This is a genomic window from Actinomadura sp. BRA 177, assembly GCF_013372625.1.
Taxonomy (GTDB): Bacteria; Actinomycetota; Actinomycetes; order Streptosporangiales; family Streptosporangiaceae; genus Spirillospora.
In genome coordinates, this window is sequence record NZ_JABXFD010000315.1 from 1 (window position 1) to 20,205 (window position 20,205).

Annotated in this window: 24 protein-coding genes; 10 read left to right on the top strand and 14 right to left on the bottom strand. The window is 71.3% G+C overall.

The window, feature by feature from the left end:
• The first annotated feature begins 182 nt into the window (after positions 1-182).
• The gene (locus HUX53_RS15780; RefSeq protein WP_176403954.1) at positions 183-617 is read left to right on the top strand and encodes an alpha/beta fold hydrolase; all 435 of its coding nucleotides are present in this window, start codon (positions 183-185) and stop codon (positions 615-617) included.
• Between the two features lie 40 nt (positions 618-657).
• Here HUX53_RS15780 and HUX53_RS15785 read toward each other — a convergent pair whose 3' ends face one another.
• Entirely contained in the window at positions 658-795 is a 138-nt protein-coding gene (locus HUX53_RS15785; protein ID WP_176403955.1) for a hypothetical protein, read from the bottom strand.
• A 65-nt stretch (positions 796-860) separates the two neighbouring features.
• Here HUX53_RS15785 and HUX53_RS15790 point away from each other — a divergent pair, with 65 nt between their 5' ends.
• Both HUX53_RS15790 and HUX53_RS15795 read left to right on the top strand, forming a co-directional pair.
• The gene (locus HUX53_RS15790) at positions 861-1,115 is read left to right on the top strand and encodes a hypothetical protein (protein ID WP_217919481.1); all 255 of its coding nucleotides are present in this window, start codon (positions 861-863) and stop codon (positions 1,113-1,115) included.
• Positions 1,116-1,181: 66 nt separating this feature from the next.
• On the top strand, positions 1,182-1,349 hold the full coding sequence (locus HUX53_RS15795; protein ID WP_176403956.1) for a YciI family protein: 168 nt from the start codon (positions 1,182-1,184) through the stop codon (positions 1,347-1,349).
• Here HUX53_RS15795 and HUX53_RS15800 read toward each other — a convergent pair.
• The gene (locus HUX53_RS15800; RefSeq protein ID WP_176403957.1) at positions 1,346-1,600 is read right to left on the bottom strand and encodes a hypothetical protein; all 255 of its coding nucleotides are present in this window, start codon (positions 1,598-1,600) and stop codon (positions 1,346-1,348) included. The genes HUX53_RS15795 and HUX53_RS15800 overlap by 4 nt on opposite strands.
• Before the next feature lie 227 nt (positions 1,601-1,827).
• On the opposite strand from HUX53_RS15800, the gene HUX53_RS15805 reads away from it, so the two are divergent.
• Positions 1,828-2,553 (top strand): hypothetical protein, encoded by a 726-nt coding sequence (locus tag HUX53_RS15805; RefSeq protein WP_176403958.1) that lies wholly within the window; start codon positions 1,828-1,830, stop codon positions 2,551-2,553.
• On the opposite strand, the gene HUX53_RS15810 is transcribed toward HUX53_RS15805, so the two are convergent.
• Positions 2,550-3,779 carry a cytochrome P450 gene (locus tag HUX53_RS15810; protein ID WP_176403959.1) on the bottom strand — a complete coding sequence of 410 codons (1,230 nt, stop codon included), beginning with the start codon at positions 3,777-3,779 and terminating at the stop codon, positions 2,550-2,552. The two genes, HUX53_RS15805 and HUX53_RS15810, sit on opposite strands and share 4 nt — an antisense overlap.
• 36 nt (positions 3,780-3,815) lie before the next feature.
• Positions 3,816-4,736: an NADP-dependent oxidoreductase gene (locus tag HUX53_RS15815; RefSeq protein WP_176403960.1), complete on the bottom strand. Its 921-nt coding sequence runs from the start codon at positions 4,734-4,736 to the stop codon at positions 3,816-3,818.
• A gap of 100 nt (positions 4,737-4,836) precedes the next feature.
• Here HUX53_RS15815 and HUX53_RS15820 point away from each other — a divergent pair, with 100 nt between their 5' ends.
• The 3 genes from HUX53_RS15820 (at position 4,837) to HUX53_RS15830 (ending at position 6,123) form a co-directional block, all read left to right on the top strand.
• Positions 4,837-5,190: a VOC family protein gene (locus HUX53_RS15820; RefSeq protein ID WP_176403961.1), complete on the top strand. Its 354-nt coding sequence runs from the start codon at positions 4,837-4,839 to the stop codon at positions 5,188-5,190.
• A complete protein-coding gene (locus HUX53_RS15825) occupies positions 5,187-5,498 on the top strand; it encodes a helix-turn-helix transcriptional regulator (protein WP_176403962.1) in 312 nt (103 codons plus the stop codon). The genes HUX53_RS15820 and HUX53_RS15825 overlap by 4 nt, the downstream gene beginning before the upstream one ends.
• 190 nt (positions 5,499-5,688) lie before the next feature.
• A complete protein-coding gene (locus tag HUX53_RS15830) occupies positions 5,689-6,123 on the top strand; it encodes an SRPBCC domain-containing protein (protein WP_309237248.1) in 435 nt (144 codons plus the stop codon).
• Positions 6,124-6,201: 78 nt separating this feature from the next.
• Here the strand turns inward: HUX53_RS15830 and HUX53_RS15835 are convergent, their stop codons facing one another.
• Positions 6,202-6,648, bottom strand: coding sequence for a VOC family protein (locus HUX53_RS15835; RefSeq protein ID WP_176403963.1), 447 nt, complete (start codon positions 6,646-6,648; stop codon positions 6,202-6,204).
• A 377-nt stretch (positions 6,649-7,025) separates the two neighbouring features.
• Positions 7,026-8,903, bottom strand: coding sequence for an ABC transporter ATP-binding protein (locus HUX53_RS15840; RefSeq protein ID WP_176403964.1), 1,878 nt, complete (start codon positions 8,901-8,903; stop codon positions 7,026-7,028).
• A gap of 124 nt (positions 8,904-9,027) precedes the next feature.
• On the opposite strand from HUX53_RS15840, the gene HUX53_RS15845 reads away from it, so the two are divergent.
• Positions 9,028-10,191: an aminotransferase class V-fold PLP-dependent enzyme gene (locus HUX53_RS15845; RefSeq protein ID WP_309237249.1), complete on the top strand. Its 1,164-nt coding sequence runs from the start codon at positions 9,028-9,030 to the stop codon at positions 10,189-10,191.
• Positions 10,192-10,249: 58 nt separating this feature from the next.
• Here HUX53_RS15845 and HUX53_RS15850 read toward each other — a convergent pair whose 3' ends face one another.
• Together HUX53_RS15850 and HUX53_RS15855 are read right to left on the bottom strand one after the other, a co-directional pair.
• Positions 10,250-10,669: a CBS domain-containing protein gene (locus HUX53_RS15850; protein ID WP_176403966.1), complete on the bottom strand. Its 420-nt coding sequence runs from the start codon at positions 10,667-10,669 to the stop codon at positions 10,250-10,252.
• Positions 10,670-10,751: 82 nt separating this feature from the next.
• Positions 10,752-11,438 carry an LCP family protein gene (locus HUX53_RS15855; protein ID WP_176403967.1) on the bottom strand — a complete coding sequence of 229 codons (687 nt, stop codon included), beginning with the start codon at positions 11,436-11,438 and terminating at the stop codon, positions 10,752-10,754.
• Between the two features lie 7 nt (positions 11,439-11,445).
• Here HUX53_RS15855 and HUX53_RS15860 point away from each other — a divergent pair, with 7 nt between their 5' ends.
• On the top strand, positions 11,446-11,715 hold the full coding sequence (locus tag HUX53_RS15860; RefSeq protein ID WP_176403968.1) for a hypothetical protein: 270 nt from the start codon (positions 11,446-11,448) through the stop codon (positions 11,713-11,715).
• A gap of 49 nt (positions 11,716-11,764) precedes the next feature.
• Here the strand turns inward: HUX53_RS15860 and HUX53_RS15865 are convergent, their stop codons facing one another.
• A complete protein-coding gene (locus HUX53_RS15865) occupies positions 11,765-12,346 on the bottom strand; it encodes an RNA polymerase sigma factor (protein WP_176403969.1) in 582 nt (193 codons plus the stop codon).
• 1,127 nt (positions 12,347-13,473) lie between these two features.
• On the opposite strand from HUX53_RS15865, the gene HUX53_RS41185 reads away from it, so the two are divergent.
• A complete protein-coding gene (locus tag HUX53_RS41185; RefSeq protein ID WP_309237250.1) occupies positions 13,474-14,829 on the top strand; it encodes a D-alanyl-D-alanine carboxypeptidase in 1,356 nt (451 codons plus the stop codon).
• A gap of 4 nt (positions 14,830-14,833) precedes the next feature.
• Here HUX53_RS41185 and HUX53_RS15875 read toward each other — a convergent pair whose 3' ends face one another.
• From HUX53_RS15875 to HUX53_RS15895, 5 genes are all read right to left on the bottom strand, one after another.
• Entirely contained in the window at positions 14,834-16,258 is a 1,425-nt protein-coding gene (locus tag HUX53_RS15875) for an aminotransferase class V-fold PLP-dependent enzyme (RefSeq protein ID WP_176403970.1), read from the bottom strand.
• Positions 16,248-17,597, bottom strand: a complete 1,350-nt coding sequence (locus HUX53_RS15880) for an MFS transporter (protein ID WP_176403971.1) — start codon at positions 17,595-17,597, stop codon at positions 16,248-16,250. Before HUX53_RS15880 ends, HUX53_RS15875 begins: the two co-directional genes overlap by 11 nt.
• Positions 17,594-18,202 carry a TetR/AcrR family transcriptional regulator gene (locus tag HUX53_RS15885; protein WP_176403972.1) on the bottom strand — a complete coding sequence of 203 codons (609 nt, stop codon included), beginning with the start codon at positions 18,200-18,202 and terminating at the stop codon, positions 17,594-17,596. Before HUX53_RS15885 ends, HUX53_RS15880 begins: the two co-directional genes overlap by 4 nt.
• Positions 18,203-18,234: 32 nt before the next feature.
• Positions 18,235-19,455: a helix-turn-helix domain-containing protein gene (locus HUX53_RS15890; RefSeq protein ID WP_309237251.1), complete on the bottom strand. Its 1,221-nt coding sequence runs from the start codon at positions 19,453-19,455 to the stop codon at positions 18,235-18,237.
• Between the two features lie 114 nt (positions 19,456-19,569).
• Complete coding sequence (locus HUX53_RS15895) at positions 19,570-20,199, bottom strand: LysE family translocator (RefSeq protein WP_176403974.1); 630 nt, start codon at positions 20,197-20,199, stop codon at positions 19,570-19,572.
• Positions 20,200-20,205: the final 6 nt, after the last annotated feature.

The following is a 20,205-nucleotide window of genomic DNA, read 5'->3' on the forward strand; positions in this document are numbered from 1 at the left end:
CGTCGATCTCGCGTACACGTACTCGTTCTGCCACCCGGACAGGGTGACGGCCACACGGCGCCGGGCACAGCCTCAAGACGGCGTGTCACATCACAACAGGGCGAACGTTGCCTGCTACGGCACTAGCCCGCCACCCCACTCGACTCACGGCACTGATCGCAGGCGGCGCACATGCCGGCCCGGTGACCGCCGATCCCGACGAGGTGGCGCGGGAAGCCGAGTTGTTCCGCACGCAGGGCACTGCGCCGTTCATCACCCGCCTGGAACAACAGGGACAGCTGCCGCCATGGCTCCGCGCCACCATGCAGGCCGCCGACCCGTACGCGCTGGCCGCGTTGAGCACCGCACTCGCCACACGCGAGGGCGTCGCGGACACGCTGGGACGGACCACCGTGCCCGTGCTCCTGCTGGCCGGTGACCGAGACCCGCGGCTGCCGTCGATCCGGCACACCGCTGCCGAGACTCCTGTTGCCGAGTTGGTCGAGTTGCCGGACTGCAGCCGCTTGGACGCCTTCGTGCGAACAGATCGCACGTTGCCCGTCATCCGGCCGTTCCTGGCCGGACGCCCCCCACGAGACACCCGCGCTGAGGACGCCGCCGAAGGTACTCGACAGTAGAGCACCGCGCGGGTGCGGGGCCGTCGTCAGTCGGGCAGCGTCAGAACCCGGCCTGCCTCGCGTCCAACTCGTCCCGCATGTCCTCGACCTGGAGGGCTCGGCCGGGTAGCGGGAAATGCGGCGGCAATGGCAGGCTCCAGCCGTAGCGGCCGATCCGTCCGGCCACGTGGCCGCCCACGGCGCCGAGACCTCCGCGTTGCCCGCCCGCAGGAACCTCAGCGGCGGCTCCCATGTGCCGCAGTCGTGGATCATGGGCATTGGCGGCGCCAGGAGGGCCAGCTGATCGCGGTGTTCGCCGGGAGGCCGCACAACGGCGGCGCCGTGACGGCCGGCCAGGCGGAACGCCTGGTCACAGCGCTGCGAGCGCTGTTCGTCGGCCTCAACCAGGGTGTCGTTCTCGATCTCGCCCCCGGCGCGGACGAGCAGTTCTTCGTCGATGCCGCCCGGTCGCTCGTCTCTGGCACGTCCCTTGTCGGACAGGATGCGGACACTTCGTAACGGACGTATGCGCGGTTCGTCGCTGACATCCGGTGCATCCCTTGTCGATCACGGAAAACGCTGGTGATGATCGGTACGTTCGCCGATCCGCAGGCGGACGGGGCAATGGCCGTCTTCACCAGCCGGGAGGCGGCGGAGGACTTCGTCAATAGCGACCCGTTCGTCCTGAATGGCGTCGTGTCGGCCTGGACGATCAAGGAGTGGAACGAGGCCCTGACCGGCGACGGAGGCTAGGACTCCGGCGTGGACGGTTCAGCGGGGGCGCGGCGAGGGCGCATGATGCGCCTTGCGCTTGAATAGATCAGCGCAATTCCGATCGGGACGCCGGCAACAACGCCGCGCGCCTCCGGCCAGTCGCCGTTTCTGGCGAGGTAGGTGGTGCCTATCAGGGTCGCGACAACGACGAGCACACCGAATAGCAGAGAATAGCGCGCGCGGTTCCGTTGCGCTGGGGAGCGTTCCGGCATCATCATCTCCTCTCGCACAGTACGACGTGAATCAGCGCCTAAAGGTTCGTTGCGGCTGTGCCGCTTGTTGCGTCTGATGCCGGTGAGTGCTGTGACCAGGCTCGTCGCCCGGGGTGGCCAACTCGGGGCCGGCGCCCCTACCTTGGACGGCCATGGTGATCTCCAGGGCAGGGAAAGGCGGTATGGCGGAATCTTCGGTCGCACAGCCCCGGGCGGCGGACAGCGGGCGGCGCACACTGCGGCGGGTGCTCCTGCTCGGTGGCGGATTCGCGGTGTCCTACGGGCTCGTCCTCACGGTCATCAGCGACACCTTCTTCTGGTTCGCGATCCCGGGAATGCTCGGGCTCCTCACCGTTGTGCTCCTGGCATTGCACCTGTTCCTGTACAGGCCGTTCAGCGGTGCCGCGCCATTCGCCACGGACGGCACCGACCGGCGGGGACCGGTGAAGTACCACTACAAGGTCCTCGGACGGCGCTACCTGCTCATCGTAGTGTTCGCTGTAGCGATGGTCGTCCTGCCGCTGGTGCTGGGCGTCCGCTATCTCAACCCGTTCATCGCCGTGGGCCTGCTGGCGCTTTCGCTGGGGACGAGGTTCTGGCTCCCCCAGCTCGGCTGGGCCTGGAAAAGCGCCCGCGTGCTGAAGGTGTACGACTTCGAGTTCCGGTCACCAGTGCAGAAGTCGAACCTGGAGGCCAAGGGGCGGCGTTCCCTGACGTTGGGAAACGGCGGCTCTCCGAGGATGTCGGCACGTGAGCCGCTTTTCTCCGACCGGTGGCCCGAGGGGATCGCCCACGGGGTGTGGTTCGCGGGCGACGACGTGTTCGGCGGTGTCCTACTCGTCCCGGACACGGGTGAACTGATGTTCATGCAGCCGGAGAACTGGGCCGTCCATGAAGAGGCGCGCCAGCAGGCCGGGACGGAGCGCCGGGAGAAGGCCGAGCGGGCTGGTCTGGCTCGCAGGTCGGTCTAGCGTTCCGCCACCTGGGTGATGACGAAGCGGCTGCGGGGAATCGCCGGGGCGCGCCAGGGATGGATGCTCAGGTCCTGGGCCGGAACCGAATAGGACATCCAGCGGGTGAGGGCCGTCACCGCGACCTTCATCACGTCCTTGGTGATCCATTCCCCAGCGCAGCGGTGGCCCTCGTAATGGTCGCCTCCGCCCTGCGGTATCAGGTTGTAGGCGTCCGGTTCACGGCCGATGAAACGCTCGGGTCTGAACTGCTCCGGCCGCTCCCATAGACGCGGGTCATGGTTCGTGCCATGCAGGTCGAGAAGGACGCGACGCCCCTTCGGGAAACGGTGCCCACGCCAGTCGAAATCGCGCACCGCCCGCGCCGCCACCAGCGGGAAGAAGGGATAGAAGCGCCGCACTTCCTGGACGAAGGCTTCAAGCAACTCCGGGTCGTCGTCCATTGCGAGTCTGTGCCGCCATTCCGGGTTGCCGTGCAGGGCCATGGCCGCGAACACCACGAATCGCGCCACCGCCACCGTGGGCCGCAGGACGTTCAGCAGCTCGACCCCGGCCACGTCCGGCGGCAGAAGGTTCCCGTCGGTGTCGCGGTAGGAGGCGATCTCGCCTAGAGCCGTACCGCGCTCGACCCGTTCCCTGGCACGGGTCACATGTGCGGCGGCCCAGCGGTCGGCGAGCTTGCGGGCGGCGCGTCCGCGCAGGTAGCGGGGGCCGACCGCCGCCGGGGCCTCGATCAGCGCGTCCAGCATCCGGGTGATCTGCGGGACCTGCCGTGCGGCGAGCGGCACCCCCGTCCACGCGCACACCGCCCGGCACAGCACCTCGCCGACCTCGTCGAACAGGACCACCTGACGTTCGTCCCGCCACTCCCCGATGCGCTCCCGCCAGGTCCGCGCGACGAGATCGCGCAGTCCGTCCCGCGCCTCAGGCGTCATCAGCGACATGAACATCCGCTTGCGCGCCGCGTGCCGCCGTCCGTCCAGCCCCTGCACGCCGCCCTCGCCGAACAGGGTGAGACGCAACCGCCGGGGTGCGGCGCCGTCCCGGACGAAACGGTCCGGGTCGTAGAACACGCGGGCCGCGTCCGCGCCGGTCATGCACGTGGTCTTCCGGAAGAGCAGCCGCGTGTCATAGACGTCGGTGTCCAGGCGGCGGGCCTGCGCCGACAGCAGCCCGTAGGGCCGTGCCAGCAGCGGCAACGTGTCGTCCGGGACGGTCGTGTGCATGGTGCTCCTCGCGGCCGGCGTTGATGAAACCGCAGTTCAAGGGGTGATGACGAGCTTGCCGCGCGTGTGCCCGCCGCGGCTGGCGTCGAACGCGGCGCCCGTCTCCTCCAGCGGGAACGCGCCGGCCATCTCGACCTTGAGTGCGCCGCGGTCGGCGAGACGCGCCAGGTCGGCGAGCTTGCCACCGCTCGGACGGACCCAGATCCAATGGCCGCCGTGCTCGTCCACCGTGTTGTCGGCGACGGACACGTGCCGGCCGCCACCGGCCAGCACGGCCAGCGTCGTCTCCAGCTGCCCGCCCACGAAGTCGGCGACGGCGGTCACCCCGCCGGGCGCCAGATCCCGGACGCGCTCGGCCAGCCCGTCCCCGTAGGCCACCGGCTCGGCGCCGAGTTCCCGCAGGTAGTCGTGGTTCTTCTCGGACGCCGTGCCGATGACCCGCACACCACGATCACGTCCGATCTGCACCGCGAAGCTCCCCACCCCGCCGGACGCCGCGTGGACGAGCAGGACGTCGTCCTTGCCGACCTCCAGCCGGTCGAGGGCACGCTGCGCGGTCATCCCGGCCAGCGGCAGCCCGCCCGCCTCGTTCCAGCCGAGCGCGGCGGGCTTGTGCGCCACATCGTCCGCCGATACCGCGACATACTGCGCGAACGTCCCGTGGCCGACGACGTCCTTGCGGGCGTAGGACATGACCTCGTCGCCGACGGCGAACTCGGGCGTGTCGGGGCCGAGCGCGCGGACGACCCCGGCGACGTCCCAGCCCGGGATGACGGGGAAGATCGCGTCAATCATCCCGTCGAGGCCACCGGCCATGACCTTCCAGTCCACGGGGTTGACCCCGGCGGCGCGCACCTCGATCAGCACCTGGCCGGGGCCGACCTTCGGGTCCGGGACGTCCCCGACCGTCAGCCGCGAGTTGTCGGACGCATACGAGTCATAGGTGACGGCACGCATGCCTCCACCCTGCCTCCCCACCCGCCCCCTAAACGCGACACAACACGTAGGGAACTTCTTACGCTTGACACGTAGGGAAACGCCTACCTATTGTCGGGGCATGCACATCACGCACGTACGGCTGCTGACCGTCCCCGTCTCCGACCTCGACGCCGCCAAGACCTTCTACGCCGGCACACTCGGGTTCGACGTCGTCATGGACCGCTCGACAGGCCCGATCCGCTGGCTGCAACTGGCCCCGGAGGGCGCGCAGACGAACATCGTCCTCGCGGACCACGTTCCCGCGCCGGGCAGCCTGCACGGGCTGATGCTGGAGACGTCCGACCTCGACGCGGACTGCGCGAAGCTGCGCGCCGCCGGCGTCGACGTCGACGGCCCGCAGGACCTCCCGTGGGGACGCCAGGCCACGCTCACCGACCCCGACGGCAACGGCATCGTCCTGGCCGCACGGTGACCGTGGACGTCTTCGCCGCGCTGGCCAGCCCCGTCCGCCGGGAGATCACCTCCCTCCTCCTGGACGGCCCGCGCCCGGTGAACGACCTCGCCGCGCACTTCACGATGAGCCGCCCGAGCGTGTCGGAACACCTCAAGGTGCTGCGGGACGCGGGCCTCGTCACCGAGCAGCGCCACGGCCGGCAGCGCATCTACCGCCTGGAGCCCGCCCCCCTGCGCGACCTGTCGGAGTGGCTGCACCCCTACGAGCGCTTCTGGCGCGAAAAGCTCTCCAACCTGCGCACCCTCCTGGACGAGGAGGACCTATGACGCCCCACCGTCGAGACCGCCGGTCTGGTCAAGCGGTTCGGCAACGTCGCGGCCTTCGCCGGCCTGAACCTCGTCGCCGAACCCGACCGGGCCCTGCTCGGGCCGACCGGCGCCGGGGAGACGACGTTCGTCCGCTCCGTCGCGACGCCGGACGTAACGTGGCAGCGACAGGATCACGAAGGGGGGCGGGGTGAGCGGCGAACGCGCGTCGATCGAGGTGGACGAGTTCCTGCCGCACCCGCCGGCCAAGGTGTGGCGGGCGCTCACCGACCCGGATCTCTTGGCCCGCTGGCTGATGCCGAACGACTTCAAGCCCGCCGTCGGGCACCGCTTCACCTTCGCCGCCCAGCCGATCCCGAACATCGGCTTCGACGGGACGATCGAGTGCCAGGTCCTCACCCTCGACGAGGGGCGACTGCTGCGCATCAGCTGGGCCGGCGGCGGCCTCGACACGACGGTGACCTGGCGCCTCGTCCCCGAAGGGCACGGCACCCGGCTGTTCATCGAGCACGCGGGCTTCGACATGGACGACCCCGTCAACGCCTTCGCCTTCCGCGGCATGGGCAGCGGCTGGCGCACCCGCATCTTCCCCGCCCTCCAAACCGCCCTAACCAAACAAACCTGACCCCACCCAAACCACGCGACCGCGGCCCCACACCCCCGCCCCACCCTGACCACGCCCCGCGTGACCCCGACTTTCGCGTCAGGGGGGTGGGTCGGTGTAGAGGCCCTGCAGCATGCCGGTGGCCTGGCCTATTTCTATGAGGTAGCCGTCTGGGTCGCGCATGTAGCAGCGCAGTTCGGCTTTGCGGTCGAGTGGTTCGGTCAGGAACTCGGCGCCGTGTGCGGTGGCCTCGGCGTGGAATGCGGCGATGTCCGCCACGCGGACGTTCATGAAGGCTGAGACCGGGTCACCGGCCTCTGGAGGCGACAGTGTGATGTCTGGTTTGTCGGGAGTTGGCCCGCCGCCGGGGTTCATGATGATCCATGTGTTGGCGACCTTCACGATGGCCGGGTTCTCCTCCAGCACGACTTCACCTCCGAAGACGTCCGCGTAGAACGTGCGTGAGCGCGCCACGTCCCGCACGGTGAGGAAATGCGTGAGGACCAGGCCGCGTTCGGGCGCCGGCAACTGATCTCGATCCACCATGTTCGTGTCCCCCATTCGGCGGCGAAAGGTGCGGGCTCGCCTCGCTCCCCTGGCCGGCCCCGCGGGCGATTCCGTTCACGCCACTTCTGCCCACCGCTTCACCCCCGAACCCGCCACACCGCCGCCCGGCACCCCGCACACGCCACGACGCGGGACGCGCGACCGGCCGCCACGCGGGATGCATGAAACGGTCGGCTTGCGGGACGAGTGAACGGCCGGCACCAGGCGGACAGAGGCCGCTGCTCGGCGTCGCGTCCTTTGTGATTCTTCGTGAAAGGTCGGGCCGGGCGGGTAAGGGCCGCGCCTGCGTCCTCCGTTGTGAGTGGTCGGGCGCGACACTGGTCGGTGGTCGGCACGGTCTGGGGGTGGGGTCGTGTTCAGGCGACGGGCTCTAGGGGTGGGTCGTTGGCGAACTGGGTGTTGTGGAGGTCGGCGTAGCGGCCGGCGGCGGCCAGGAGGGTTTCGTGGGTGCCGCGTTCGATGATCCGGCCCTCTTCGATGACGAGGATCTGGTCGGCGGCTCGGATGGTGCTCAGGCGGTGGGCGATGACGATGGCGGTGCGGCCGTCGAGGGCCTCGGTGAGGGCCTCCTGGACGGCGGCCTCGGAGGTGGAGTCGAGGTGGGCGGTGGCCTCGTCCAGGATGACGACGCGCTGGCGGGCGAGGAGGAGGCGGGCGATGGTGAGGCGCTGGCGTTCGCCGCCGGACAGGCGGTAGCCGCGTTCGCCGACGATGGTGTCGAGGCCGTCCGGCAGGCTTTCGATGAGGGCGTCCAGGCGGGCGCGGCGCAGGACGTCCCAGAGTTCGTCGTCGGTGGCGTCGCGGGCCAGGAGGAGGTTCTCGCGGATGGACTCGTGGAAGAGGTGGCCGTCCTGCGTGACCATGCCGAGGGTCTCGCGGATGGTCGGGAAGGACAGGTCACGGACGTCCACGCCGCCCAGCCGGACGGCGCCGGAGTCGACGTCGTAGAGGCGCGGGAGGAGTTGGGCGATCGTCGATTTGCCCGCGCCCGAGGAGCCCACCAGGGCGATCATCTGGCCGGGCTCGGCGCGGAACGAGACGTCGTGCAGGACGTCCACGCCGCCGCGCGTGTCGAGGGTGGCGACCTCTTCGAGGGAGGCGAGGGAGACCTTGTCGGCGGACGGGTAGGCGAAGGTGACGTTGTCGAACTCGACCGAAACCGGGCCGGACGGGAGCGGACGGGGGTCGGGCTTCTCGGCGACGAGGGGTTCCAGGTCGAGGATCTCGAAGACGCGCTCGAAGCTGACGAGGGCGCTCATCACCTCGACGCGAGAGCTGGCGAGGGCGGTCAGCGGCGCGTAGAGGCGGGTGAGCAGGAGGGCGAGGGCGACGACGGCGCCGGCGTCGAGGTGGTCGCGCAGGGAGAGGAAGCCGCCGAGGCCGTAGACGAGGGCGAGGGCCAGGGCGGAGACCATGGTCAGCGCCGTGATGAAGACGTGCTGCACCATCGCGGTGCGGACGCCGATGTCGCGGACGCGGCGGGCGCGGGCCGCGAACTCGGCCGACTCGCGGGACGGGCGTCCGAAGAGCTTGATGAGCGTCGCGCCCGGTGCGGAGAACCGTTCGGTCATCTGCGTGCCCATCGCGGCGTCGTGCGCGGCGGCCTCGCGTTCGAGGCGGGCCAGGCGCGTGCCCATGCGGCGGGCCGGGAGGACGAAGACGGGCAGCAGGAGCAGGGCGAGCAGGGTGATCTGCCACGAGATGCGGACCATCACGGCGAAGGTGAGCAGCACCGTGACCGTGTTGCTGACCACGCCGGAGAGGGTGTCGCTGAAGGCGCGCTGGGCGCCGATCACGTCGTTGTTGAGGCGGCTGACCAGGGCGCCGGTGCGGGTCCGGGTGAAGAACGCGACGGGCATGCGCTGCACGTGGTCGAACACGGCGGTGCGCAGGTCGAGGATGAGCCCCTCGCCGATGCGCGCGGAGAGCCACCGGTTGGTGAGGCCCAGCCCGCCCTCGGCGACCGCGAGGACGGCGATGACCACGGCCAGCCAGACGACGGTGGACGTCGAGGAGTGCTCGACGATCGCGTTCACGACCCATCCGGCGAGCACGGGCGTGGCGACCGCGGTGACCGCCATCACCACGCTGAGCACGAGGAAGGCGGTCAGCGGACGCCGGTGCGGGCGCGCGAATCTCCCGATGCGGCGCAGCGTCGCCTTGGAGAAGGGCCTGCTGTCCCGCGCGTGCATGGCGTGGTGCAGTGACGTCCACGCCGTGACTTCCATGTCCATGGGGTCCCCCGGTGATCGTTAGCCTGGAACAGCAAGCATGGGACCTCAAGGAAGGTTGAGGTCAAGTCGTCATCGCGACCAGCATCGCGCGGGGGTACGACATTTCGCGGAGGGACGCGCAACTGTGGATATCCAGAGGCTCCGGACCGATACGCCCGGCTGCGCGAAGGTGGCGCACCTCAACAACGCGGGCGCGGCACTGCCGCCGCATCCGGTCATCGAGGCTGTCAACGGGCATTTCGCGCTGGAGTCGACGATCGGCGGGTATGAGGCGGCCGAACAGAACGATGCGGCCGTCCAACGCTTCTATGACGCTGTGGCAGGGCTCATCGGCGCGCGCGCGGACGAGATCGCCTACGTGGAGAACGCCACCCGGGCTTGGGACATGGCGTTCTACTCGGTCCCGTTCGCGGACGGCGACCGCATCCTGACGACGACCACCGAGTACTCCAGCAATGCGATCGCCTACCAGCAGGTGGCGGAGGCCAAGGGCGCAAGGGTGGACGTCGTTCCGGACGAGGCCGACGGCACCCTCTCACTGGACGCGCTGGAGGCCGAACTCCTCAAGGGCGATGTCCGCCTGGTGTCCCTCAATCACATCCCTACGCACAACGGGCTCATCAACCCGGCCGCAGAGGTCGGACGGCTGTGCCGTGAGCACGGCGTCCTCTACCTCCTGGACGCATGCCAGTCGGTCGGCCAGCTCGCCATCGACGTCAACGAGATCGGCTGCGACATGCTCTCCGCGACCGGCCGCAAGTACCTGCGCGGCCCACGCGGCACCGGATTCCTGCATGTACGTCGCGACATCCTGCGGACCCTCGTCCCGCCGTTCCTCGACCTGCACGCCGCCACCTGGAAGGCACCGGACGGCTTCGAGATGCGCGACAACGCCCGGCGCTTCGAAACATGGGAACGATATGTCGCCGGCCAGATCGGCCTGGGCGTCGCCGCCGACTATGCGTCCGCCCTAGGGATGACGGACGTCGAAACCCGTGTCACCGACCTCGCCGCCAAGCTCCGCAAGGAACTGGCCGACCGCCCTGGTATCACCGTCCTCGACAAGGGCGTCCGGCCGTCCGGCATCGTCACGTTCACCGTGGACGGCCACGACCCCACCGCCATCAAGGACGCCGCCAGGGAACACGGCGTCAACATCAACGTCACGAATCCCGCGTCACACGGCTACGACCCGCACGCCCGTCCATTGGCCGTGCGGGCCTCCGTGCACTACTACAACACCGAAGAGGAGCTGGAACGGCTGCTGTCCGCCCTGCCTCGCACGTGAGCGCGCCCAGGGCCGGAGGATGGGCACCGGTGGCGGCCTCCGGACGCGCCCACTGGTCTCACATGTTGCCGCGCGCGGCGCTGATGTCCGCGAGCGCCGACTGCGAGTCCTTCTCCATCGCGAGGTCGCCGATGGACACGATGCCCACCGGACGGCCGTCCTCCATGACCGGGAGCCGCCGCACCGACCGCTCGCGCATGATCTGCGCGGCCTTGTCGAGGGTGTCGTCGGGGCCGACCGTCGCGGTCACGCTGCTGGCGATGCCGCCGATCTTCGACTGAGCCGGGTCGCCGCCGGCGGCCAGCCCGCGGATGACCAGGTCGCGGTCGGTGACGACACCCTTCAGATCGTCGCCCTCCGCGACCAGCACCGCGCCGATGTCCTCGTCCCGCATCGCCCGCGCCACCGTGACGATGTCGAGCTCCGGCGACACCGAGGTCGGCGAGCCGGTCATGATTTCGCGGATCTTCGTGGCCATTGAATGCTCACTCCTTGAGCCTCGTGAACCGTTTCTGGGGGCCCGGGATGATTTCGGCCCTACCCGGCAGAAACGGGATCACTCACGGCGCCCGGAACGCGTCGAACATCCGCTTCGCCCCGGCCGCGTCCCACTCCAGGCGGTTCGGATCGCGCCTGGCGGGATGGACCGGAACCGTGTCGAACTCGACCGAACCGCCCGTCCCGAAGCTCCGGGCGAGCGCCCGCAACTCGCCGAAGTCCAGCCGCGGGGTCGCCTCGACCGACGTGCTCATCAGGGCGAGGAACTTCGCGAACCGCACCGGGTTCCCGGTCATCCGCCCCCTGGCCTCCCGCACGAGCGCCGCCAGGAACTGCTGCTGCCGCTTGACGCGCGACAGGTCGGAGCCGTCCCCGAGGCCGTGCCTCAGCCGGACGTAGGCGAGCGCCTGCTTCCCGTCGAGCCGGTGCTCGCCCGCCGGCAGGTTCAGCCCGGAGTTCCGGTCGGCGACCGACCGGGGCAGCGTGACCGGGACGCCGCCGAGCGCGTCCACCATCCGCTGGAACCCGGCGAAATCAATCACCACAGTCTGGTCGATCCGGACATGGGTCAGCGACTCCACGGTCTTCATCACGCAGGAGACTCCGCCCACCGCGAACACCGAGTTGATCAGTCCCGTTCGCGCCGGGACCACCTTCCCGCCCTTGGTCGTGCACGCCGGGATCCGCACGAGCGAGTCGCGCGGGATGCTCACCGCCCGGACGCGCTGCCGGTCGGCCGGCACGTGCACGAGCATCATGGTGTCCGAACGCGCCGGGGAGCCGTCGCCCCGCGTGTCCGACCCGAGGATCAGCACGTTCAGCGCCTTCCCCGCCGCCGGCGCGGTCGACTTCGTCGCCACCGGCGACGCGTCCCGGCCATGGAAGACCGTCGCCGGGACGAGGATCGCCGCCGCCGTCACGGCCGCGACCACGCCGAGCAGCGTCCACCGCCCCGCGCCGCGGCGGCGCCGCCGGGCCGCGTCCAGCCGCCGGCTCCGCTGCCGGGTGGGCGAGGCGGGCGGCTAGGACTACAGCACCCGGCCTAGGTCACGGATCAGGTCCAGGTCGTCCACGCTCACGCCTCCTCACGCGTCGGGTCGGTGTCGCCGAGCGCCGCGCGCACCTTGCGCCGGGCACGGTTCAGCCGGGAGCGGACGGTGCCGACCGGTATGCCGAGCGCCCGCGCCACCTCCTCGTAGGCCAGATCGCCCCACGCCACCAGCAGCAGGACGTCCAGGTCCCGCCGCGCCAGCCCGGCCAGCGCCGCCGCCAGCGCGGGACGCGACGCCGACGCGGTCACGCCCGCCGCCACCCGGTCGGCCGGGCCCTCCACCGGACCGTCCACCGGGCTGCGCCGCAGCGCCCGGTACCGCGCCGCCTCCGCCCGGTGGTGCCGCGCGACCAACTTCGTGGCGATGCCGAACAGCCACGGCCGCGCGTCCCGCTGCGCCAGGTCGTAGCGCGACCGCTTGCTGAACGCGACGAGGAACGTCTCCCCCACGACGTCCTCCGCGGCATCCGGGCCGAGCCTGCGCGAGACGTACCGGTACAGCATCGCGGCGTAGCGGTCGAACAGCGCGGCGAACGACTCGGGGTCGGCCAGCGACCCCTCGATGAGCGAGGCGTCGCTGTCCTGAGCCGTCGGAGGAACGGTCATCGCGGCCACCATGGCATGCGCACCGAGCCTTCCCGTGGGGGGACGTTGTCAGCGATGTATCTCCGCAACGCCCCGTCCGGGTTCACGGGACACGGCGTCCGCGCACGCGTTCGGCGCGAACCTTCTCGATAAACTGCGCATCCTTCACTATGCACGGGGTTGTCGGGGGGACCGCTCCGCCTGCCTGCCGAGGTTCGAGTCGAGGAGGGGTCGGGACCGTGGACGACGAGGCCGAGCGGGAACCGGACACGTCCGGCACCGAGGACGAAACCGATGCCTCCCGCACGGCGACCGCCGAGTTCCGCGTCCCCGCGAAGGTCGACCTGACTCGCCCGGACATCGCGATCCGCCGCCCGCCGAAGGCCGAGCCGCCCACCCCGAAGAGCACCTGGTACGTCCAGTTCACGTCCCAGCAGGCCACCCCGCCCACAGCGGACGAGCCTGAAGCCACCTCCGGCAAACCCGCAGAGGACGAGGCCCCGCCCCCTGAGGAACGTTCCGAGCCGTCCCCTCCCCAAGACCGCACGGAGGACGAGGACCCTCAGAACGCTCCCGCACAGCACGAGCAGGCCGCGCCTGAGGAACCCCAGCCGAGCACACCGAAGCCCGCCACGCCCGCGCAGGACAAGGCACCCGAGGAGGCCCGGCCGACCGCAAGCACGGCACCGACGCAGCCCACACCCAGACCAAACAAGCCAAAACACGCCGCACCCGCCCCGCAGGACAGCAACGGCACCCCAGCCACACGCACAGAAGCCGACCCGCAACAGCCCCACAACGAGACCGCTGGGCGCGAAAACCAGCCGCCGCAGGGTGGGGCTCGGCCTGCCACGTCTCCTGGTTCGTCCCGGCAGAAGCCGCCGGAGGGCGCGTCACGTGCTGGGCAGGGTGCCCCTACGCAAGGGGCTGCTGCGGCCGAGAGGGTTCCGGACGCGTCCTCGCAGGCGGGGGGCGTGGCCGGTCCACAGGTTCGGCCGCGGCGTGGGGATGTTTGGCGTGGTGCGCCGAGTGCCTCGCCTGCGGGTGCGCCGCCGCGGGAGCTTCCGGGGGCCGGGGATGGAGCGGCGCAGCAGAGCGGGCCCTGGCAGGTCGATCTTCCGCGCACTGAGAACAGCGCCGGGGCGCCGGTGCGGGAGCGGCCCGCGCAGGACGCCTCGGTCACGCGGGTTGAGCGGCTGCCGGTCGTGCAGGGGTCCGGGGAGTATCCGACGGCACGGTCGTCGGGGCAGTGGAGTGTGCCCTGGGACGGGACGCCGCCGGCGCCCCCCGCGGCGCCCGAAAAGGAGAAGTCCAAGCGGGGTCGGCGTGGGCTCATCGTGCTGGTCGCGGCGCTGGTGCTGGTCGTCGGGGTCGTCACCGGGCAGCTCATCAGGCCCGTCCCCGAGCCGACGATCACGTTGGCCATCGCGTCCAGTCACGCGTTCCCGGGGCAGGCGCCGATGTTGCCGTGGCCGACGGCGGGGCAGTCCGCCGTCTACGTGGAGGGCCTCGGGATGATGGGGTCCTCCGGTGGGACGGCGCCGACGCCCACGGCGAGTGTCGCGAAGGTGATGACGGCGTTCGTGTATTTGCGCGACCATCCGCTGAAGTCGGGTGAGCCGGGGCCGGTGCTGACGGTGTCGCCGGAGGCGGCGGCGCAGATCCCGATGCGCAAGAAGCGGGAGGAGTCGCTGCTCGGCGTCACCGCGTACCAGAAGCTGACGCAGCGCAAGGCGCTGGAGGCGCTGCTGATCATCTCGGCGAACGACGTCGCGCACGAGCTGGCGCGCTGGGACGCGGGGAACGAGCAGGCGTTCGTGGCGAAGATGAACGCGACGGCGGCGGAGCTGGGCATGACCAGCACGCACTACACCGATCCGAGCGGCTACGACTCCGGCACCGTGAGCACGGCGGAGGACCAGGTCAAGCTGCTGCGCGCGGCGATGAAGGTGCCGGCGTTCACGGAGATCGTGAACAACCGGGCGTACGTTCCGGACAACGGCGGCCCAGCGCGGGAGGGCGGCAATTTCCTGCTGGGCCAGCACGGCGTCGTCGGCGGCAAGACCGGGTACACGGACGCGGCCGGCGGCAACTTCGTGTACGCGGCGCGCAAGAGCGTCGCGGGCGTCCGGACGCTGATCATCGGCGCGGTGATGGGGCAGAAGTCGCCGAGCGCGGCGGGTGCGGTGAGCGCGGCGGGACGGCTCGTCACCGCGGCCGAGGGCGCGCTGACCGCGGTGACGCTGGCGCCGAAGGGGGCGCGGGTCGCGCGGGTCGACGACGGGCTCGGCGGGACGACGCCGCTGCGCGCCGTGTCGCCGGTGACGGTCGTCGGCTGGTCCGGGCTGACCGTGCCGGTCGACGTCACGGGCGACCCGCCGCACCAGGCCGCCGGCGGGGAGCAGGTCGGCGCCGTGACGGCGGGCGCGGCGACCGTCCCGCTGCGACTCGGCCAGAACCTGGACGAACCGTCCTACCTGAAGCGCCTCGTCCGGCTCGGCTAGGCCCTCAGGTGTAGAGGGCCGACAGGAAGCGGATCAGCAGGGCCTCGCGGGTGGCGGGGGGCAGTCCGTTCAGGATGGTGTTGACGACGGCCATTTCGGGGGAGCCGCCGGCTGCCAGGTCGACGCCCACGGAGGCGAGGAGGGCGGCGAAGCCGGCGTCGTCGAGGGTGTCCAGGTCCAGGTCGGCGAGGGCGTCGACCAGGTCGGACGGGACGTCCGGCGGGCCGGCGGCGCGGGCCGCCTCGGTGGCTTCGGTGAGCGCGGCGAGCAGTGCGTCGACGTCGCTGACGCCGGTCAGCGTGAAGTGCAGGTTCGGCGGGATGCCCTGGTAGGAGAGCTGCGGCTGGAAGAACCAGCCCCGCCGGCGGGCCTCGTCGGCGATGGTGAACACGTCCAGGGAGGGGTCGGACGAGGCGACCGCGACGAGCGGTGCGACGGGTTCGCCGAGGACGCGCAGGCCGGGGATGGCGGCGACGCCCGACATCAGGCGTTCCGCCGATTTCATCGCGTTCTCGGCGAGGTCGCGGTAGCCCTGCGCTCCGACGGCGTTGAGGGTCGCCCAGGCGGCGCCGAGCGGCCCGGCGCTCTTGCTGCTCTGCACGGTCGCGTTGATGACGGTGTATCCGGGCCATTCGGCGGACGCGAAGTAGGCGTGCCGGCGGTGCGCCTCGTCCGCGAACAGGACGACCGAGGCACCCTTCGGCGAGTACCCGTATTTGTGCAGGTCACAGGAGATGGACGTCACGCCGGGCACGGACAGGTCGAACGGCGGGACGTCGCGTCCGGCGTCCCGCAGCCAGGGCAGGACCCAGCCGCCGACGCACGCGTCCACGTGGCAGGGGACGCCGGCGGAGGCGGCGAGCGAGGCGATCTCCGGGATCGGGTCCATGACGCCGTGGGGGTAGGACGGGGCCGAGACGACGACGAGCGCCGTGCGGGGCGTCATCGCGGCGGCGGTCGCGGCGGGGTCGGCGCGGTACGCGGCGTCCACCGGCACGTGCACGACCTCCAGGCCGAGGTAGTGCGCGGCCTTGTGGAAGGCGGGGTGCGCGGTCGTCGGCAGGACGATCTGGGGCCGTCCCTCGACCGGGTGGGCGTCCCGCGCCGCCTTCACCGCCAGCATGATCGACTCGGTGCCGCCGCTGCTGAAAACACCGGAACCACCGCCGAGCTTCGCCGCGACGAACCCGACGAGCCGCCGTTCCAGCGCGACGATGCTGGGGAAGGCGGTCGGGTCGAGGCAGTTGACCTCCAGCATCTCGTGGAAGGCGGTGGCGGCGAGGTCGTGCACGGCCTCGCGTCCGGTGTCGTAGACGTAGGCGGTGACCTGGCCGCCGCGCACGGGCAGGTCCGCGTCCCGCAGCCGGGCGAGCTCGGCGAGCAGCTCGGGGCCGGGGCGGCCTGTTTCGGGAAGGGGGTCAGACGGCATTTTCCTGTGTTTCCTCTACAGGTCGGTGGCCGGTCGCCCGCCGGAAGGCGAGCAGCGGCGGAACGCTGATCAGCAGCAGCAGGGCCGGGACGATGGTGAACCCGACGCCGATGCCGGTGAGGGCCGACTCCGGCTGGACGACCGGGGTTTCGAGGTCGGAGGAGTGGAAGGACGTCACGGCGAGGATCAGCGCGAAGACGCCGGGCCCGAGGGCCAGCGCACCGGTCTCCGCGGCGGTGTACAGACCGGTGAAGGCGCCGGACTGCGTGTGCCCGGTCCGTCCGGTGTCGGCGTGGACGGTCTCCGGCAGCAGCACCAGCGACAGCAGCTGCATGGCCGCGTAGCAGACGCCGACCAGGCCGGCGCATACGAGGACGCCCGCGGTGGACGTGATGACCGGATATGCCGCGAAGCCCGTCGCGGCGAACAGCAGCACCCCCGCCACATAGCACTCGACCACCCCGTACCTGCGCGACAGCCACCGCCAGAGCGGGACCGCGAACGCGCTCGGCCCGACCATGCAGACGAACATCGCCGAGGTGAGCCCGTAGTCGTCCAGCCGGTAGGTCGCGACGTACGGGGCGCCCGCCAGCATGATCCCGACGGCGAGGATCTGCGCCACGGAGGCGCCGAGCAGCAGGAAGAACGGCCTGTTTCCGCGCGCGGTGCGCAGCGCGGCGACCAGCCCCAGCGGACGCGGCCCCGGACGGGACGGGATCCACCGGTTCGCCAGCGTGCTCGCGATCATCGCGGCGCCCATCGCGAGCCCGATCACGGCGCCCATCAGCGCGTATCCGGCGCGTCCGCCCCCGGCGGCGTCGGTGAGGGCGGGCGCGATGCCGCCCGCGACCAGGATGCCGAGCGTCAGGCAGACGACGCGCCACGCCATCGCACGGCCCCGCTCGGACGGGTCGGCGGAGATCTCGGCGGGCAGCGCCACGTACGGCACCTGGAAACAGGCGAACGCGCTCGCGGCCAGCAGGAACGCGACCCCGGCCCAGGCGGCGGCGATGCCCGGCGAGTCGGCCGGCACGGCGAACATGGCGGCGAACAGGACCGGCAGCGTGACGGCGCCGACCAGCAGCAGCCGGGTGCGGCGCCCGGTGCGGACGGCCTCGCGGTCGCTGGCGGCGCCGACGATCGGGTTGAGCAGCACGTCCCACGCCTTGGGGACGACGAGGACGGCCCCCGCGATCGCCGCCGAAACACCGAGGACGTCGGTCAGGTAGTACAGGAGCAGCAGGCCGGGGACGGCGGAGAACACGCCCGTGCCGACCGAGCCGATGCCGTAGCCGAGGAGGCGCCGCCGGGGCAGCGGCGCCGGTGGTACCGCCGTCATCCGGCGACCCGGTCCGGGACCCCGATCGCCAGGGCGACGGTGCGGCGCATGTGGCGGCGGAACCGGGCCACGGCCTGCGGATCGTCCAGGCCGCGGCGGTGCCCGTCGCCGTCCAGGACGCCGCCGGTGCTGAACCCGTGGGTGGCCCAGACGATCGTCCACACCACGTACTCGACGTCGACGTCGTCGGGGACGATCTTGCGGGCCGCGTCGGTGACCGACTGCATGAGCGGCCAGACGTACATCTGTTCAAGGTGGACGACATCGCTGGCGTCCGACAGCCAGCGGTGCATCCACAGCGCCGGGACCTCCGGGTGCGACACGCAGAAGTCGACGTAGGCGTCGGCGAGGTCGAGCAGGCCCTGCGCGTCGGGGCTGATCTCGGCCAGCGCCGCGTCCAGCGCCGTGCGCTCGACCTCGTTGGCGTGTTCCATCACGGCGAGGTACAGGTCGCGCTTGCCGCCCACGTGGTAGGCGACGGTGGCGACGTTGAGCCCGGCCGCCTCGGCGATCATCCGCGTGGACGTCCCGTCGTAGCCGAGCGCGGCGAACAGCCGGGTGGCGGCGTCCAGGATCCGCTCTCGACCAGAATCGCTACTGGTCATAGCCTCAACGTAGGCGCTGCCACGCGTCCCGGTCAATCGTTTGATTGAGCGCCCGGGGGTTCGGTGAGCCCCACGGTGAGCACCATCTCCAGCTCCATCCGCGTGTCCGGGTCGTACAGCCGCTCGCCGAACAGCTCCTCCAGCTGGTGCAGCCGGTACCGGACGGTCTGCGGGTGGACGTGCAGGCGGTTCGCGACCGCGGTGGCGTTGAACCCGTTCTGCAGGCAGGACAACAGCGTCCGCATGAGCCGCTCCCGATGCCGCGGCCGGACGGTCTGCAGCGGCGCGAGCCGCAGGTCGGCGACCGCCCGCACCAGCTCCTCGTCCTTGAACACGACGAGCGCGGGCATGTGGTCGGCGCAGCGGACCAGCCGGTCGGACGGCAGGATGCCGCGGCGCGCGAGCGGCAGCGCGTCCCGCGCCCAGCGCAGCGACTTCGCCGCGTCCTCGGTGCGGACGGTGGGGCCGAGCGCGGCGACCCAGTCGTGCAGCGCCGACTCCAGCATCTTGCCGCGGCCGGGCCCTTCGGGGTCGGGGACGAGCAGGCAGGGTTCGCGGCGGTTGACGTCGGCGAGCACGTCCGGCGGCAGCGACGGGTGCGAGAACGGCCGCCGGCCCCGCTCGTACAGGACGACCGCGGCGACCGTGCGCGGGACGCGCCACTGCGCGAGCCGGGCGAGGTCGGCGACGGCCTGCGCGGCGGCGGGCGGCTCGGCGAGCAGCAGGTCCAGCAGCCGGCGACGGCGGTGCTCCAGCTCCCCGGCCTCCTGCGCGCGGGCCCTGGTGTAGCCGTCGGTGGCGGCGCGGGCGATCTCGTCCAGGAACGCGAAGATCGCCTCGGCGATGCTGGCGAGGGTGCGGCGGGAGATGTTGTACCGCTCGGACTCGGCGGCGAGCCGCCGCCACGCGACCCGGGCGCCGAGCCGCAGCGACGTCTGCAGGATGTCGAGGCTGCGGCCCTCGCGGGCCTCCGCCCAGCCGATCTCCCGGTAGACGGCGGCGACCGGCTCCCAGGAGCTCTCCGGGTCCATGATCAGGTCGACGAACTGGCGCAGCGCGCCCTCGACGGCGAGCCGGACGAGCCGCGCGTACTCCTCGTCCTGCGGGCGGGAGTACTCGGGGATCCCGGCGAGGATCTCCTCGATCATCTCCTCGGCGAGGGCGTCCAGGTGGGGCCGGAACATCGCGGACAGCTCGCTCGGCACGCCGGCCCATGGCTTCAGCGGAGAGCGCTGCTCAAGACTCGTGGTCACCGTTCCCACCTCCCGCCAGGAAGCTACCGACGCCATGCCGAACAGGCTGCAACCCCGGCGACGCATTGCGGGACGACGCTTATAAGCCCACTGACAATTCCCCCGCAGCGAGTACTAGGCGTGACGGGTGGTGGGGGCGGCGAAAAGGGTGGCAGCGCCCAGGGTGAGGTAGATCAGGCTTGTCAGGTATTGCTGGCGGCGTTGGAAGGTCGGGCGGGTTCGCAGCCAGGTGCCTATTGAGCCGGCGGCCAGGGCGTAGCCCATGTCGCTCACCAGGCCGATCAGGGCGGTGGCCAGGCCCATCGCGGCTATCTGGAGTGGGACGGCGCCCGCGTCCTGGTCGACGAACTGGGGCAGGAACGCCAGGAAGAACAGGACGACTTTCGGGTTGAGGACGTTCACCAGCGCGCCGTCCAGGTAGACGCGGTGGATCGGCTGCGGGCGCAGGTCCATCTCGCCGAGCCGGTGGCGGCTGCGCAGCGTCCGGTACGCGAGGTAGACGAGGTATGCGGCGCCCGCGTAGCGCAGGAACCCGAAGGCGGTCGCGGACGCGGCGACGAGGGCGGACAGGCCGGCGGCCGCGGCGGCGATGTGGACGAGCGTGCCGGTCTCGACGCCGAGCGCGGACGCGACGCCGGCGCGGCGGCCCTCGCCGATGCTGCGCGTGGTGATGTACAGGTGGTTCGGGCCGGGGATGGCGACCAGCGTCAGCGCGGCCAGCAGGAACAGCAGCGGATTCGTCACGCGAGC